Below are 15861 nucleotides of genomic sequence, written 5' to 3' on the forward strand. Positions count from 1 at the left end.
CCGGACGGGGGCGCCGGTGCGCGAGACTGAACCCATGACCATTCACGAGAACCTGCTCGGCGGACCGCCCCCGACCCACCTTCCCGATGACCCGGAACCCCGTGAGCAGCTGGCCCGGGGGACCGCGCCGGCGGACGTCGCCGCGCAGCACCCGACCTCCTCCCTCGCGTGGGCGCAGCTCGCCGACGACGCCTTCGAGCGCGGCTCCGTCGTCGAGTCGTACGCCTACGCCCGTACGGGCTACCACCGCGGCCTCGACTCCCTGCGCCGCAGCGGCTGGAAGGGCCATGGCCCCGTCCCCTGGGAGCACGAGCCCAACCGCGGCTTCCTGCGCGCCCTGCACGCCCTCGCCCGCGCCGCCCAGGCCATCGGCGAGCAGGAGGAGTACGAGCGCTGCAGCCAGTTCCTGAAGGACTCCTCGCCCACCGCGGCGTCGACCCTCGGCTGACACCCGGTGCGTCACCTGTGTGGCCCGTCTGGCAACAGGCGGGCCTTGCCGTAACCGGGGTGATTGCGGAGGATGCGAGTGGGGACCGGGGCCCCCGTGCCGGCATCGGCAGGGGCGGACCGCCACCCGTAGCAACAACAGGAGACAGCGATGTCCCAACAGGCTCACCCCCGCGAGGCCGCTGAGCCCGAGACCCCGCATCTCGACTTCGACGGCACGACGCCGTACGAGGACTACGTCCGCGCGGACCTGCTCACCCACCTCCAGCACACCCTCTCCGACGACCCCGGCGAGATGGTGTTCCTGGTGACCACCCAGGTGATGGAGCTGTGGTTCACGGTGCTCGTGCACGAGTGGGAGACCGCCGCGAAGGCGCTGCGCTCGGACGACGTCCCCACGGCGGTCGCCGCGCTGAAGCGTTCGGTGCGCGAGCTGGAGGCCCTGAACGCCTCCTGGACCCCGCTCGCCGGTCTCACCCCCGCCCAGTTCAACTCCTACCGCGCCGCCCTCGGTGAGGGCTCCGGCTTCCAGTCGGCGATGTACCGGCGCATGGAGTTCCTGCTCGGCGAGAAGTCCGCGTCCATGCTCGTCCCGCACCGCGGTGTCCACCGCGCCCACGCGGAACTGGAGAAGGCGCTGCACGAGCCCAGCCTCTACGACGAGGTGCTGCGGCTGCTGGCCCGCCGGGGCCACGCCGTCCCGGACGAGGTCCTGGACCGCGACGTCTCCGTGCGCCACGAGCCCGTCGCGGCCGTCGAACAGGTCTGGGCCGAGGTCTACTCCGGCGACCAGGACGGCGAACTCGTCCGCCTCGGCGAGGCGTTGACCGACGTGGCCGAACTGGTGTGGCGCTGGCGCAACGACCATCTGGTCGCCACCCGCCGCGCGATGGGTGCCAAGACCGGCACCGGCGGCTCCGCCGGGGTGGCCTGGCTGGAGAAGCGCGCCCGCAAGAACGTGTTCCCCGAGCTGTGGACGGCCCGGTCCTATGTCTGAACTCATCTTGAGGGCTGAGGAGCTGGACGCGGCGGACGCGCTGGCGCCGGTGCGTTCCCGCTTCGTCCTGGACGACGTCGTCTACCTCGACGGCAACTCGCTCGGCGCGCTGCCCGCGCACGTCCCGGACCGGATCGCGGACGTCGTGCGCCGCGAGTGGGGCGAGCTGCGCATCCGCTCCTGGGAGGAGAGCGGCTGGTGGACCGCGCCCGAGCGGATCGGCGACCGGATCGCTCCGCTGGTCGGGGCGGCGCCGGGGCAGGTCGTGGTCGGCGACTCCACCAGCGTCAACGTGTTCAAGGCGGTCGTGGCCGCGGCACGGCTGGCGGGGGAGGAGCGCACCGAGATCCTGGTGGACGCCACCACCTTCCCCACGGACGGCTACATCGCGGAGTCGGCGGCCCGGCTGACCGGCCGTACGCTGCGCGCGGTGACACCCGCCGAGGTGCCGGACGCGCTCGGGCCCCGTACGGCGGCGGTGCTGCTCAACCACGTCGACTACCGCACCGGCCGGCTGCACGACCTGCCCGCGCTCACCGCGGCGATCCATGCGGCGGGCGCGCTCGCGGTGTGGGACCTGTGCCACAGCGCGGGCGCGCTGCCGGTGGGGCTCGACCGGCACGGGGTCGACCTCGCGGTCGGCTGTACGTACAAGTACCTGAACGGCGGCCCCGGTTCACCGGCGTTCCTGTACGTCCGCCGGGAGCTCCAGCCCCGCTTCGACTCGCCGCTGCCCGGCTGGAACTCCCACGCCGAGCCCTTCGGGATGAGGCCGTCCTACGATCCGGCGCCGGGCGCGGTGCGCGGCCGGGTCGGTACGCCGGACATCCTCTCCATGCTGTCGCTGGAGGCGGCGCTGGAGGTCTGGGAGGGCGTGGACATCGACGCGGTCCGCGCGAAGTCGCTCGCCCTGACGGACTTCTTCCTGTCGTGCGTGGCGGAGTACGCCGGGGGGCTGGTGGAGTCCGTGACACCCACCGCGCACGGCGAGCGCGGCAGCCAGGTGTCCCTGCGCTGCGAGAACGCCGGTGACGTCATGAAGCGGCTGATCGAGTCGGGTGTCGTGGGCGACTTCCGCCCGCCGGACGTCCTCCGCTTCGGCTTCACCCCGCTGTACACGAGCTTCGCGGAGGCGGAGCGGGCGGCGAGGGTGCTGGGGGCGGTACTGAAGGGGTGACACCCCGCGGTTCCGTCCGCCGGCCGGCGGTGGCTTCTCGCGTGGTTCCCCGCGCCTTCGGGGAACCACGGCTCCGCCGGCCGCGGACGGCACCCGCGGAGCGCCGGTGCCCGTACCCGGCCCTCCTCGCGTACCCGCACGTCACGTGCCTGGTACCGTTCCCCGCCGATGGCCGGCGAAGACCCTCCACCTGGTCCGCCGGTCCGCCGATCCGAGAACGTTCCGTCGTCGAGAGGTTGGAGCATGCCGGACGACGCCGCAGCAGCCCGCGCCGCCGCCGAAGAGGAGTCGGCCTTCTCGCACGAACCGGTCGATCCCGACGCCACCGCCTCCTACGGCACCCACCCCGACCAGGTGATCGACTTCTACGCCCCCCGCGGGGTGGGCGGCACCCCGGCCCCGCTGGTCGTCGTCCTGCACGGCGGAGCCTGGCGGGCCCGCTACGACCGCCGGCACGTCACCCCCTTCGCCGGCTTCCTGGCCCGTAGGGGCTTCGCCGTGGCCAACGTCGAGTACCGCCGCGGCGGTGACACCGGGACCGGGGGCGGCACCCCGCCCGCCGGCCGCTGGCCCGACACCTTCCAGGACGTCGCCGCCGCCCTGGACGCCCTCCCCGGGCTGGTGCGTACGGCGCTCCCGGGGGCCGACGCCCGTCGTACCGTCCTCACCGGCCACTCCGCCGGCGGCCACCTCGCGCTGTGGGCCGCCGCCCGGCACGTCCTGCCCGCCGGCTCGCCCTGGCGCCTGCCCGAGGCCGCCCCCCTGCGCGGCGTCGTCGCCCTCGCCCCGATCGCCGATTTCACGGCCGCGGAGCGGCTGGCCGTCTGCGAGCACGCTTCCCTCCAACTCCTGGGCGGAAAAGAGCACTTCGAGGAGAGGCTGCCGTACGCCGACCCCGCCCGCCTCCTTCCGACCGGCATCGCCACCACCCTCGTACAGGGGCGTGCGGACCTCGTCGTGCCGGCGGCGGTCGCCGAGGCGTACGCCGACGCCGCCGCGAGAGCGGGGGAGACGGCGGGCCTGACCATGCTGGCGGACGTGGGCCACTTCCCGCTGATCGACCCGGCGGCGGACGCCTGTGCCGTGGTCGCGGAGGAGATAGCCCAACTCGCCTGGTAGGGAAGGACGTTCCCGACGCGGCCGCACCCCGCGGCAGCGGTCCGCCTGCCGGGCCCCGGCGAGCCTTTCGGCGCGAGCGGCCCCGCGAAGCCCGCCGGTCATACCCGTAGTACCTGAGAACTACCCGCGAGGACAGCTCCCCCGCGGGACGCCGACGACGGCCCCCGCTTCCTAACTTCCCTACCAGCCGCGCCCGATGGCCGGGCCGGCTGGAAGGAAGCCGCCATGGGGCGCCCCGCGCACCGCACCCGCCGTACCCTCGTCGCCGCCCTGCTCGCCGCGGCGCTCACCGTCCCGCTCTCCGCGGCCGCCCGCCCCCGCGTCCCGGCCCCCGCCCCCGCGGCCCTCTTGCCGCTCACCCCGGACAGCCTCGCCGGCGCGTACGCCGCCAACCGAGCCGACGCCACCCGCGCCGCCCGGATGGCGGCCGCCCACGGCGACTCCCGCCGTGCCGCGGCCGACCGGGCCCTCGCCTCCCCGCACCGCCGGCTGCTCGCCTTCGACGGCCGGGGCGCGGGCCTGGCCACCGAGGTGTTCGGCGATCTCGCCCACGCCGGGCACATCGCGGTCCTGGTCCCCGGCTCGGACACCTCCCTCGACACCTACCCCCGCCTCCACCGCGCGGCCGAGGCCCTCCACGAGGCGGCGAACCGCGCCCCCGGGCCCCGTACCGCCGTCGTCGCCTGGCTCGGCTACCGAACCCCCGCCACGGTCAGCACCGCGGTCGCCACCACCACCCGCGCCGACGAGGCGGCTCCCCGTCTCCACTCCCTGATACGGCAGTTGCGCGCCGTCGCCCCCGCCGGAGCGCACCTCTCCCTCGTCTGCCACTCCTACGGCTCCGTCGTCTGCGGCCGTGCCGCGCGCGGTCTCGACGTGGCCGACATCGCCCTGGTCGGCAGCCCCGGCACCGGCGCGGGCGACGTGTCCGCCCTCGGCACCCGCGCCCGCGTCTGGGCGGCGCGCGGCACCGACGACTGGGTGGCCGAGGTGCCGCACGTACGGGCCGACCTGCTCCTCGCCACCGTCGGACTGGGCGCCGACCCCGTCTCCGGGGCGTTCGGCGCCCGGGTCTTCGACGCGGGCCCGGCCGGCCACAGCGGCTACTTCACCCCGGGCTCGGTCTCCCTCGCCAACCTGGCGCGGATCGTGCGCGGCGAGATCTCGGAGGTCACCCGTGCCTGACCGCGACAGCGCCGGGGCGCGCGGCATGTGGCAGGCCGTGCGGCACGGCGCGCGCCGTGTCGACGAGGCCACGCCCGCCTCCCGTGACCGTGCCGTGGACGCCCTGCGGGCCTGCGCGATCCTCGGGGTCGTCCTCGGCCACTGGCTGGTCACCGCCCTGGTCGCGCACGACGGCGGGCTCTACACCGCCAGCCCCCTGGGGCGTATGCCCTGGCTGGCCCCGATCTCCTGGATCTTCCAGACCCTCGCGGTGTTCTTCCTGGTCAGCGGGCACGTGGCCACCAGGAGTCTCGCCTCCGCGCGCGGTCGCGGCCTGACGTACGGACAGTGGCTGCGCGCCCGCCTCGGCCGGCTCGCCCGTCCGGTCCTCGCCCTGCTCGGCCTGTGGGCCGTGGTCACCGCCGGTCTGCTGCTCTCCGGCGCCCCGGCGGACACCGTGCACACCCTGGTCAAACTCGCCCTCTCCCCGCTGTGGTTCCTGCTGGTCCTCGCCGCGCTGACCGCCGCGACCCCCCTCGTCGCCCGCCTCCACCCCCTGTGGCCGCTCGCCGTCGTCCTGCACGTGGACGTGCTGCGCTTCGGGCTCCACCTCGGCCCCGCCTGGCTCGGCTGGGCCGACCTCCCCGCCGGCTGGCTGGTCCCCTACGCCCTCGGCGCCGCCTGGACCCGCGGCGAACTGGACACCCGCCGCGCCGGCTGGGTGCTGCTGGCCTTCGGCACTGCGGCCACGGCGGGTCTCGTCCACTGGGCGGGCTATCCGGCCGCCATGGTCGGCGTCCCCGGCGCGGCGGTCTCCAACCTGGACCCGCCGACCCTCGCCGTCGTCACCTTCGGCCTCGCCCAGTGCGGCCTCGCGCTGCTGCTGCGTGACCGGCTGCGCCGCGCTATGCGCCGCCCGCTGCCGTGGGCGGCCGTTGCCACGGTCAACCTCTCCGCGATGACGATCTTCCTGTGGCACCAGACCGCCTTGATGACCACCACCGCCGCGACCCTCCCGGCCGGCCGCCTGCCCGGCCTGCACACCGCCCCCGACGGCCTGACCTGGATCGCCGCCCGGCTCGGCTGGCTCCCGGTGTTCGCGCTGGTCCTCGCGCTGTGCTGGGGCGCGTTCCGGTCGTACGAGCAGATCGGCGGCCGGCGGCGCGCGCGGGGGCGCGGTGGCCGGGTGGTCCGGGTGCACCCGGGCACCGAGCGGGCCGGCCGGTCCGGGCGTGCCGGGGGCGCGGCGGGTGCCGGGGACGCGGGGGCTGCCCCCCGTGTTCCGCGAGGCCGTCGTGTCTAAGGTGGACGGCGTGACGGAGACGGGGGGTCGTCGGGGGTTCGCGCTGCTCGCGGACCGGGGGCGGCGGGGACTGCGGGTGCTGCGCGACGATCTGTGGACGGCGCGCAGCGATCCGCTGCCCGTGTTCGTCTGGCTGCGCTGGCTGCCGCACGGACTGCTGTGCCTGGCCGCGCTGGGGATCGGGCTCGGCGGAGTGGCACAGCTCGCGAACGACGGCGGGGTGCGGCTGAACCCGGGCGCCTCGTTCGCGATCGGCCTCGCGCCGGCGGGCGCGGTCCTGCTCGCGCTGCGCCGGCCCGTCGCGGCCTGGTGGCTGTCCACGGCGGCGACCGCGGTGTGCGCCGCCGTGGTGCGCGAACACCTGGGGCAGATACCCGGGGTGATGCTCCCCTGGCCCTGGACGGCCGCCGGGATCATCGCGCACCTGCTGGTCATGCTGCTGCTCGCGCTGCGGGTGCGCGCCCGGGTGGCGGTCGAGGCCCTGGTCCTGACCGCGCTGCTCACCTGGGCCCTGGAGGGCGGCTGGGGCGGGAGCGGCTACCAGCCGACCGGGGTCGCCGCGGTGGTCCTGTCCGCGGTGGTCACGGTGCTCGGCATCGCCCTGCACGGCCGTCGGCAGGCGCGCGCCGAACTCGTGGAGCAGACCAGCCTCACCGCGGAGGAGCGGGCCCGGCGCACCCTCCTGGAGGAGCGCAGCCGCATCGCCCGGGAACTGCACGACGTGGTCGCCCACCACATGTCGGTCATCTCCATCCAGGCCCAGGTGGCCCCCCACCTCGTGGAACGGCCCTCGCCCGAGCTGGTCGAGAACCTCGCGGGCATCCGGCAGAACGCGCTGGAGGCCCTGACCGAACTGCGCCGGGTCCTCGGGGTGCTGCGCTCCGAGGACCCGGAGGACCCGGAGGGCCCCTACGGGCTCGGCGCGCCCGGCACCGGCGCCGCCCCCGACGCCCCCCAGCCCAACCTGGCCCGGCTCGGCACCCTGATCGAGAACACCCGGGCCGCGGGACTGGACGTGAGCGCGGAGGTGCGGGGCGCGGTTCGGCCGTACACCCCGGGCGTGGAGCTGTCGGCGTACCGGATCGTGCAGGAGGCGCTGAGCAACGCGCTGCGGCACGCGCCGGGGTCCCGGGTGCGTGTCGAGGTCGTCCACCGCCCGGACGGCCTCCACCTGGAGGTCGCCAACTCCCGCCCCCGGCGCAAGGTCTTGCCCTCTCCGGGCGCCGGGCACGGGCTGCTCGGCATGCGCGAGCGCGCGGCGATGCTCGGCGGCCGGGTCACCGCGGCCGCGACCGCGCCGGGCGGCTTCACGGTCACGGCCTTCCTCCCCGGTGACGGCACCCCGCCCGACGGCTCCCTCCCGACTCCCCCGCCCGTGCCCACCACAGGAGAACAGACCCCATGACGAGCGGTGCCGGCTCCATCCGCGTACTCATCGCCGACGACCAGGAGATGGTCCGGCAGGGCTTCACCGTGCTGCTCGACGCCCAGCCCGGCATCGAGGTGGTCGGCCAGGCGGTGGACGGCCGGGACGCGATCGCGAGGTCCGCCGAACTGGCCCCGGACGTCGTCCTGATGGACATCCGCATGCCCGAACTCGGCGGCATCCAGGCGACGGAGCACATCGCCGTCGCCCAACCCGAGGTCAAGGTCCTGGTGCTGACCACCTTCGACCTGGACGAGTACGTGTACGACGCGTTGCGCGCCGGCGCCTCCGGGTTCCTGCTCAAGGACGCCTCCGCCGACAAACTCGCCGAGGCGGTACGGGTGGTGGCCGGCGGTGACGCCTTGCTCGCCCCCGGTGTCACCCGGCGCCTCATCGCCGAGTTCTCCCGCCTGGACGGCGGCCGCCGCGCCCCGCAGCACCGGCGCGTCGGCGACCTCACGGAACGGGAGACGGAGGTACTGGCGCTGATCGCGCAGGGGCTGAGCAACGCGGAGATAGCGGCGCGGCTGGTGGTGGCCGAGCAGACGGTGAAGACCCATGTGGGCCGCATCCTGGTGAAGCTGGGCCTGCGGGACCGCACCCAGGCGGCGATCTTCGCGTACGAGTCGGGGCTGATACGGCCCGGGACACGATGAGGGCCGTGCGTCCCGCGTAGTACCTGAGACGGATGCCGGGGAACCCGACTCCAAGCTGACGACCGGCCGCCGCCCGCCGCCTACCGTTTCCCGTGTGACCGAGACGACGCCCCCGCACCCGACAGCACCGTTCGGGTCCGGCCGCCCGCGCAGCCCGGAGTTCCGGCTGGCCGCGGATGCCCTCGCCGGGCTCCGGCAGGACCTGTTCCACGACGCCTTCGCCTACCGGCCGCTGTCCCCGCTGGGGCCCGACAGCCGCTTCGTGCGCCGCCGTTCGGGCCGGCTGCGGGAGTACGCCCCCTGGGCCCGGCACGCCGTCGTGGCCCTCTTCGGCATGCTGGCGATGTGGAGCGCCCTGTTCCGTGCCGACACCTCCCTGGGGCCGGCCATGATCTGCGGACTGCTGGCCCTGGCACCGGTCCTGCTGACCCTGGTCCGCCCCGCCGGAGCGTTCTGGCTGTCCCTCGCCGCGTGCACGGTCACCGGGATCGTCAGCGGCGGTGACTGGACGAGCGGCACCTGGACACCGAGCAGCTTCTTCTCCCACCTGGTGGTGATCACCGTCGTGGCGATCCGCACCCGGCCGCGCACGGCGGCCTGGATGTGGGTGCTGACCGGTGTGTACGGCGTCTTCGACGCGAGCCTGTTCGGCCACGGGTACGGCCGCGACGACACGGCCCAGATGATGTTCCTGTCCGCGCTGATCCTGCTGGTGGTCGCCGTGCGGCACGTCCGCAGGCAGGCCGCGCTGGAGGTGACCGCGCAGCAGACGGTGACCGAGCACGAGCGTTCGCGGCGCACCCTGCTGGAGGAGCGCACCACCATCGCGCGGGAGCTGCACGACGTGGTCGCCCACCACATGTCGGTGGTCGCCATCCAGGCGGAGGCGGCGCCGTACCGGGTGGAGAACCCGCCGCCGGAGCTGGAGAAGGCGTTCGTCACCATCCGGGAGAACGCGGTCGCGGCCCTGACCGAGCTGCGCCGGGTCCTCGGCGTCGTCCGCGCGGAGGACTACGAGGCACCGGACGCCCCGCAGCCCACGCTCGCGGATCTGGACCGGCTGCTCGCCAATGTGCGCGAGGCCGGGCTCGGCGTGGACAAGGCGGTGACCGGCGCGGTGCGTGAACTGCCGCAGGGCGTGGAGCTGTCGGCGTACCGGATCGTGCAGGAGGCGCTGAGCAACACCCTGCGGCACGCACCGGGGGCGAGCGCCCGGGTGGAGGTCTCCTACGTCCTCGGCGGGCTCGGCCTGCGCGTGGTCAACGGCCCGCCGCCCGCGCCGAGCCTGCTGAAGCCGTCACCGGGCGCGGGGCACGGCATCACGGGCATGCGGGAGCGTGTCACCATGCTGGACGGCGAGATGACGGCGGCCCGCACGGCGGAGGGAGGCTACGAGGTGACGGTGTTCCTCCCCGTGGCGACCCCGGCGGCCGGACCCGAGGGCGGCGCATGACGATCCGTGTCCTGATAGCGGACGACCAGATGATGGTCCGCGAGGGCTTCTCCGTCCTGCTGAACGCGATGCCCGACATCGAGGTCGTCGGCGAGGCCGTCAACGGCCGCGAGGCGGTGGAGCGGGTACGGCGGCTCGCCCCGGACGTCGTCCTGATGGACATCCGCATGCCCGTGCTGAACGGCATCGAGGCCACCCGCGAGATCGTCGCGGCCGACACCGCGGCGAAGGTCCTCGTGCTGACCACCTTCGACCTGGACGAGTACGTCTACCAGGCCCTGCGCGCGGGCGCCTCCGGCTTCCTGCTCAAGGACGCCTCGGCCCGCCGACTCGCCGACGGGGTGCGGGTGGTGGCCGCCGGTGAGGCACTGCTCGCCCCGTCCGTGACCAAACGCCTGATCGCCGAGTTCTCCCGCCTCCCGGAGGTCCGCCGCCCGCTGCCCGCCGCCCAGGGCGCCTACGGCGACCTCACCGACCGCGAGACCGAGGTCCTCGTCCTCATCGCCCAGGGCCTGTCCAACGCGGAGATCGCCGAACGCCTGGTGGTGGCCGAGTCCACCACCAAGACCCATGTCAGCCGCATCCTGGTCAAACTGGGCCTGCGCGACCGCACCCAGGCGGCGGTGTTCGCGTACGAGGCGCGGCTGGTGACACCGGGCTGAGCCCACGGCCTGGTCAGATCCGGTCCGGCGGGTTAGCGTCGGCCCATGTCAGGGCCTGCAGACCTCGCTTTCGACCCCTGGGACCCGGCGTTCGTGGCCGACCCGTACCCGGCGTACGCCGAGTTGCGGGCGCGCGGGCGGGTGGTTTGGTACGAGCCCACGGACCAGTGGCTGGTGCCGCACCACGCGGACGTCTCTGCGCTGCTGCGGGACCGGCGGCTCGGGCGGACGTACCAGCACCGCTTCTCGCACGAGGAGTTCGGCAGGAGCGCGCCGCCCGCCGCGCACGAGCCGTTCCACACGCTCAACGACCACGGGATGCTGGACCTGGAGCCGCCGGACCACACCCGGATCCGGCGGCTGGTGTCCAAGGCGTTCACCCCGCGCACGGTGGAGCGGCTGAAGCCGTATGTGCACGGCCTGGCCGGCGAACTGGTCGACGGTCTCGTCCGGGACGGCGGCGGCGATCTGCTGACGGACGTCGCCGAGCCGCTGCCGGTGGCGGTGATCGCCGAGATGCTGGGCATCCCGGAGGCGGACCGGGGGCGGCTGCGGCCCTGGTCGGCGGCGATCTGCGGGATGTACGAGCTGAACCCGTCCGAGGACACGGCCGCGCGGGCGGTACGCGCGTCGGCCGAATTCTCCGAGTATCTGCGGGAGCTGATCGCCGAGCGGCGCGAACGCCCCGGGGACGACCTGATCTCCGGGCTGATCGCCGCGCACGACGAGGACGACGACCGGCTGACCGGGCAGGAGATGATCTCCACCGCCGTCCTGCTGCTCAACGCGGGCCACGAGGCCACCGTCAACGCCACGGTCAACGGCTGGTGGGCGCTCTTCCGCAACCCCGGCCGGCTGGCCGCCCTGCGCGCCGACCGCTCCCTGGTCCCGACCGCGATCGAGGAGCTGATGCGCTACGACACCCCGCTCCAGCTCTTCGAACGCTGGGTCCTGGACGACATCGAGATCGACGGCACGGTGATCCCGCGCGGCGCCGAGATCGCCATGCTCTTCGGCTCCGCCAACCACGACCCGGCCGTCTTCCGCGACCCCGCCCGCCTGGACCTCGCCCGCGCCGACAACCCGCACATCTCCTTCAGCGCCGGCATCCACTACTGCATCGGTGCCCCCCTGGCCCGCCTCGAACTGGCCGCCTCCATGACCGCCCTCCTGGACCGGGCCCCCACCCTCGCCCTGGCGAAGGAACCGACCCGCAAGCCGAACTTCGTGATCCGGGGGCTGGAGGGGCTGAGCGTGGAGGTGCGCTGACCCCCGGAGCGCGAATCGGTACGCCCGCCGGGGGCGCCTACCGCTCCTTCGTCTCCTCCAGCACCGTCCTGCCCACCAGCGCGTACCGCTCCGGCGCCCGCCGCTTGAGGTACCGCGCGTACCCCAGCCCCGCCACCGCGACCGCCCCCACCAGCCACGGGGTGGCCCTGAGCACCAGCGAACCCGACTCGCTCCCCGCCGCCGCCCCCATGTTGGACACCAGCAGCACCACGACCCCGAGCATCGCCACACCGCCCACCAGCGGCGCGAGGAACGTGCGGAACCAGTGCCGGCTCTCGGGGTGGTGCGAGCGGAAGTACACCAGCACGGCGAACGAGCACACGGCCTGGACGACGAGGATCGCCATCGTCCCGAGGATCGCGAGCAGCACGTACGTACCGGTGTACGGGTCCTTCCCGGCGATCCAGAACGCGCCGATCAGCACCGCCGCCACCCCCGTCTGCACCAGTCCGGCGATGTGCGGCGAGCCGTGCCGCGCGTGGGTGCGGCCGACGGTGCGCCGGAGCGAGGGGAGGACGCCCTCGCGGCCGAGGGCGTAGAGGTAGCGCGCGGCGCAGTTGTGGAAGGCCATCCCGCAGGCCAGCGACCCGGTGATCATCAGCCACTGCATGACGTCGACGGCCCAGTGGCCGACGTACCGCTCGGTGGGGACGAAGAACATCGAGAGGGGGTTCGCGGAGGACGCCGCCTTCACGGCCTCCGTCTCGCCGTTGCCGCAGATTGCCATCCAGGAGACGAGGACGTAGAAGATCCCGACGCCCAGGACGCTGACCATCGTGGCCTTCGGGATGATCCGCTTCGGGTCGCGGGACTCCTCGCCGTACATCGCCGTGGACTCGAAGCCGACCCAGGACCAGAAGGCGAAGAAGAGGCCGAGCCCGGCCGACGTGCCCTTGAACGCGTTGACCGGGTCGACCGGCGCGAGGCTGAAGCCGTGCGGCCCGCCGCCGTGCAGGGCGACGGACACGGCCATCGCGGCGAGCACCGTGACCTCGGTCGCCAGCAGCACCACCAGCAGTTTCTCGGCGACGCTGACCCCGAACCAGGTCCCGGTGGCGTTGATCGCCAGCATCAGGACGGCGAAGGACCACCAGGGCAGCTGCACCCCGGTCTGGTCCCGCAGGGTGGTCGTGGCGAAGGTGGAGAAGATCCCGATGAGCGCGGGCTCGAAGACGGCGTAGGCGAAGGTGGCGAGCAGCCCGGAGGCGAGCCCGATCGTGCGGCCGAGTCCGTAGGAGATGAATCCGTAGAAGGCGCCCGTCGATGTGATGTGCTTCGCCATCGAGGTGAATCCGACGGAAAAGATTGCCAGTACGACCATTGCGACGAGATAGCTCGCAGGTGCCCCGATGCCATTGCCCGACGACACCATGAAGGGCACGTTCCCGGTCATCGCGGTGATCGGCGCGGCCGTCGCCACGGCCATGAAGACCACGCCGAGCAGCCCGACGGCATTGGGTTTCAGCCGGTGAATCGTTTCGCCCCCGTCGGTCTCCGCCGCCGGTACGACACCCTCGTCCACTGCCATGAGCGACCCCCTCCGGGTCCGGTCCCTGGGTCCTGATGGAGCAGGATGCTGGATGAGAAGGGGGTGCGGGAAGGGGTCGGCGCGGTTAAATATTTGTCACTAGACCATTAGAGCGAGGCGTGCGGGGTCACCCGTGGGCGGGCAGCACCAGTCCCCACGCCCGCTCGGCCACCCGCCAGGTCCGGCGCCGGACGGGGCCGGACACCGCTGCGTCGGCCCGGTAGCGGAAGTCGGGGCCGGTGACCGTGACCGTGCGTCCCGAGGCCCGCAGGGGGCCGGCCTGCGCCCCCACGGACAGCGGGTGGACCTCCAGTTCGGCGAGGCCGCCGGTGGCCGGGGCCAGGGAGAGCGACTCCACCGGCTGGTCGAGGTCCACCAGCGCCTCACCGTCCACCTCCACCCGCAGCCGGGTGGGGCCGGGGGTGGGTATCGCGCTCAGCCGGGTGGGGCGCGGGGCCAGGGTGCGCACCAGGGACCGGTACCAGGGGCGGGCGGCGCCCGCCATCGGCGCGGGCGTGGGCACCCGCACCGGGGCCGGGGGGATGGCGAGCCCGCCGAGCACCAGGCCGCCGCTGTCGTCGGCCAGCAGGTCCAGGCGCCGCTCGGCGCCGTCCAGCACCGCCCGCGCCGCCGCCACCGCCCCGGTCGGCAGGCCCAGGGACGCCGCCAGGGTGAGCGTCTCGCCCACCGGCACCACCGACAGCGCACATCCGGCCAGTTCCCGCTCCCGGTGCAGCAGGCTCACCGCGCGCAGCAGGGCGGTGTCGTCGCCCACCACCACGGGCCGGCGCGAACCCCTACGGCCCAGTGCGCGGGCGAATTCCTCCGGCCCCTGAGGAAGGCACACCTTGGCCGCCGCACCCGCGCTGAGCACGTCTTTCGCGATCCGTACGGACTCCCCGTCCGTCTGCCGGGCCCCCGGATCGATGATCACCAGCAGCTGATCGGACATCGCGAAAGTCGCCACCTCGGTCCTGCCTCGCTTCCTCGGGTAGCATCTTTGTGCAAGAGCCCCTTGCGCTATTGCGCCAGGGGCTTCGTCTATTCCGGGGCATCCGGTCCGACGGTTGTGCGGCCAACGACGGTCGCGGTGGCACGCGGCGGTGAACCTTACGCCCGTGTCCCTGACCTTGGACATGCCCCGCCCGGAAGGGGTGTACGCGCGTGCCCGCACTTGTGCTGCTCGGTGCTCAGTGGGGTGACGAGGGCAAGGGGAAGGCCACCGACCTGCTCGGTGGATCGGTGGATTATGTGGTGCGGTACCAGGGCGGCAACAACGCCGGCCACACCGTGGTCGTCGGCGACCAGAAGTACGCCCTCCACCTCCTGCCCTCCGGCATCCTCTCTCCCGGATGCACGCCGGTCATCGGCAACGGTGTCGTCGTCGACCCCTCGGTCCTGCTCTCCGAGCTGAGCGGTCTGAACGAGCGTGGCGTCGACACCTCCAAGCTGCTCATCAGCGGCAACGCGCACGTCATCACGCCGTACAACGTCACGGTCGACAAGGTGACGGAACGCTTCCTCGGAAAGCGGAAGATCGGCACGACCGGGCGCGGCATCGGTCCCACCTACGCGGACAAGATCAACCGCGTGGGCATCCGGGTCCAGGACCTGTACGACGAGTCGATCCTCCAGCAGAAGGTGGAGGCCGCGCTCGACGTCAAGAACCAGGTCCTCACCAAGCTCTACAACCGCCGCGCCATCGCCGTCGACCAGGTGGTCGAGGAGCTGCTGGGCTACGCCGAGCAGATCAAGCCGTACGTCGCCGACACCGTGCTGATCCTCAACCAGGCCCTGGAGGAGGACAAGGTCGTGCTGTTCGAGGGCGGCCAGGGCACGCTGCTCGACATCGACCACGGCACGTACCCCTTCGTCACCTCGTCCAACCCGACCGCCGGCGGCGCCTGCACCGGCGCGGGCGTGGGTCCGACGAAGATCAGCCGGGTCATCGGCATCCTCAAGGCGTACACCACCCGGGTCGGCGCCGGCCCGTTCCCGACCGAGCTGTTCGACGAGGACGGCGAGGCGCTGCGCCGGATCGGCGGCGAGCGCGGTGTGACCACCGGCCGCGACCGCCGCTGCGGCTGGTTCGACGCGGTGATCGCGCGCTACGCGACCCGGGTGAACGGCCTGACCGACTTCTTCCTCACCAAGCTGGACGTGCTCACCGGCTGGGAGCAGATCCCGGTCTGCGTGGCCTACGAGATCGACGGCAAGCGCGTCGAGGAGCTGCCCTACTCCCAGAGCGACTTCCACCACGCGAAGCCGGTCTACGAGAACCTGCCGGGCTGGTCCGAGGACATCACCAAGGCGAAGACCTTCGCCGACCTGCCGAAGAACGCGCAGAACTACGTCAAGGCACTGGAGGAGATGTCCGGGGCCCCGATCTCCGCGATCGGCGTCGGTCCGGGCCGGGACGAGACGATCGAGGTCAACTCCTTCCTCTAGGAGGGGCCTCCTCGTCCCTTCCCGTAAGCCGGAGTTCGGTCCGGCTTCACCGTGCGGCAGCGCCCGCCCGGTACGCCCCGAGGCGTACCGGGCGGGCGCTCTCGCATTTCGCCCCACCTGGCTCATCCTTGACCTGGACATGGCCATTTCCTGGTTTGCGGTGATGAGGGGCGCGAGCACGATCTACGCGG

The 15861-nt window shown here is 73.4% G+C and carries 14 protein-coding genes; 12 read left to right on the forward strand and 2 right to left on the reverse strand.

Annotated features, from left to right (window positions below):
• Positions 1–34 precede the first annotated feature (34 nt).
• From VT52_RS08535 to VT52_RS08585, 11 genes are all read left to right on the forward strand, one after another.
• Positions 35–448 (forward strand): DUF3151 domain-containing protein, encoded by a 414-nt coding sequence (locus VT52_RS08535; RefSeq protein ID WP_046417556.1) that lies wholly within the window; start codon positions 35–37, stop codon positions 446–448.
• 150 nt (positions 449–598) lie between these two features.
• Positions 599–1444 (forward strand): tryptophan 2,3-dioxygenase family protein, encoded by an 846-nt coding sequence (locus tag VT52_RS08540; RefSeq protein WP_046417555.1) that lies wholly within the window; start codon positions 599–601, stop codon positions 1442–1444.
• Positions 1437–2621 carry a kynureninase gene (kynU, locus tag VT52_RS08545; RefSeq protein ID WP_046417553.1) on the forward strand — a complete coding sequence of 395 codons (1185 nt, stop codon included), beginning with the start codon at positions 1437–1439 and terminating at the stop codon, positions 2619–2621. The genes VT52_RS08540 and kynU overlap by 8 nt, the downstream gene beginning before the upstream one ends.
• A 243-nt stretch (positions 2622–2864) precedes the next feature.
• Positions 2865–3740, forward strand: coding sequence for an alpha/beta hydrolase (locus VT52_RS08550; RefSeq protein ID WP_046417552.1), 876 nt, complete (start codon positions 2865–2867; stop codon positions 3738–3740).
• A gap of 225 nt (positions 3741–3965) precedes the next feature.
• The gene (locus VT52_RS08555; RefSeq protein ID WP_046417551.1) at positions 3966–4925 is read left to right on the forward strand and encodes an alpha/beta hydrolase; all 960 of its coding nucleotides are present in this window, start codon (positions 3966–3968) and stop codon (positions 4923–4925) included.
• 25 nt (positions 4926–4950) lie between these two features.
• Complete coding sequence (locus VT52_RS08560; protein WP_079174934.1) at positions 4951–6207, forward strand: acyltransferase family protein; 1257 nt, start codon at positions 4951–4953, stop codon at positions 6205–6207.
• A 10-nt stretch (positions 6208–6217) separates the two neighbouring features.
• Positions 6218–7612: a sensor histidine kinase gene (locus VT52_RS08565; RefSeq protein ID WP_240509686.1), complete on the forward strand. Its 1395-nt coding sequence runs from the start codon at positions 6218–6220 to the stop codon at positions 7610–7612.
• A complete protein-coding gene (locus VT52_RS08570; protein WP_046417549.1) occupies positions 7609–8289 on the forward strand; it encodes a response regulator in 681 nt (226 codons plus the stop codon). The genes VT52_RS08565 and VT52_RS08570 overlap by 4 nt, the downstream gene beginning before the upstream one ends.
• Positions 8290–8383: 94 nt before the next feature.
• The gene (locus VT52_RS08575; protein ID WP_046417548.1) at positions 8384–9742 is read left to right on the forward strand and encodes a sensor histidine kinase; all 1359 of its coding nucleotides are present in this window, start codon (positions 8384–8386) and stop codon (positions 9740–9742) included.
• Positions 9739–10404: a response regulator gene (locus tag VT52_RS08580; protein ID WP_046417545.1), complete on the forward strand. Its 666-nt coding sequence runs from the start codon at positions 9739–9741 to the stop codon at positions 10402–10404. The genes VT52_RS08575 and VT52_RS08580 overlap by 4 nt, the downstream gene beginning before the upstream one ends.
• A gap of 45 nt (positions 10405–10449) precedes the next feature.
• Positions 10450–11673 (forward strand): cytochrome P450, encoded by a 1224-nt coding sequence (locus tag VT52_RS08585; RefSeq protein ID WP_046417542.1) that lies wholly within the window; start codon positions 10450–10452, stop codon positions 11671–11673.
• Positions 11674–11710: 37 nt separating this feature from the next.
• On the opposite strand, the gene VT52_RS08590 is transcribed toward VT52_RS08585, so the two are convergent.
• Positions 11711–13222, reverse strand: a complete 1512-nt coding sequence (locus VT52_RS08590) for an APC family permease (RefSeq protein WP_046417541.1) — start codon at positions 13220–13222, stop codon at positions 11711–11713.
• A gap of 127 nt (positions 13223–13349) precedes the next feature.
• A complete protein-coding gene (locus VT52_RS08595; protein WP_206306465.1) occupies positions 13350–14174 on the reverse strand; it encodes a diacylglycerol kinase family protein in 825 nt (274 codons plus the stop codon).
• A gap of 212 nt (positions 14175–14386) precedes the next feature.
• Here VT52_RS08595 and VT52_RS08600 point away from each other — a divergent pair, with 212 nt between their 5' ends.
• Entirely contained in the window at positions 14387–15670 is a 1284-nt protein-coding gene (locus VT52_RS08600; protein WP_046417538.1) for an adenylosuccinate synthase, read from the forward strand.
• Positions 15671–15861 lie beyond the last annotated feature (191 nt).

Source organism: Streptomyces malaysiense (assembly GCF_000980885.2).
GTDB lineage: Bacteria > Actinomycetota > Actinomycetes > Streptomycetales > Streptomycetaceae > Streptomyces > Streptomyces malaysiense.

Excerpts from the sequence above, each read along its gene's own strand:
- VT52_RS08535 (WP_046417556.1), top strand. The coding sequence starts at position 35 with ATGACCATTCACGAGAACCTGCTCGGCGGACCGCCCCCGACCCACCTT.
- VT52_RS08540 (WP_046417555.1), top strand. The coding sequence starts at position 599 with ATGTCCCAACAGGCTCACCCCCGCGAGGCCGCTGAGCCCGAGACCCCG.
- kynU (WP_046417553.1), top strand. The coding sequence starts at position 1,437 with ATGTCTGAACTCATCTTGAGGGCTGAGGAGCTGGACGCGGCGGACGCG.
- VT52_RS08550 (WP_046417552.1), top strand. The coding sequence starts at position 2,865 with ATGCCGGACGACGCCGCAGCAGCCCGCGCCGCCGCCGAAGAGGAGTCG.
- VT52_RS08555 (WP_046417551.1), top strand. The coding sequence starts at position 3,966 with ATGGGGCGCCCCGCGCACCGCACCCGCCGTACCCTCGTCGCCGCCCTG.
- VT52_RS08560 (WP_079174934.1), top strand. The coding sequence starts at position 4,951 with ATGTGGCAGGCCGTGCGGCACGGCGCGCGCCGTGTCGACGAGGCCACG.
- VT52_RS08570 (WP_046417549.1), top strand. The coding sequence starts at position 7,609 with ATGACGAGCGGTGCCGGCTCCATCCGCGTACTCATCGCCGACGACCAG.
- VT52_RS08580 (WP_046417545.1), top strand. The coding sequence starts at position 9,739 with ATGACGATCCGTGTCCTGATAGCGGACGACCAGATGATGGTCCGCGAG.
- VT52_RS08585 (WP_046417542.1), top strand. The coding sequence starts at position 10,450 with ATGTCAGGGCCTGCAGACCTCGCTTTCGACCCCTGGGACCCGGCGTTC.
- VT52_RS08590 (WP_046417541.1), bottom strand. The coding sequence starts at position 13,222 with ATGGCAGTGGACGAGGGTGTCGTACCGGCGGCGGAGACCGACGGGGGC.
- VT52_RS08595 (WP_206306465.1), bottom strand. The coding sequence starts at position 14,174 with ATGTCCGATCAGCTGCTGGTGATCATCGATCCGGGGGCCCGGCAGACG.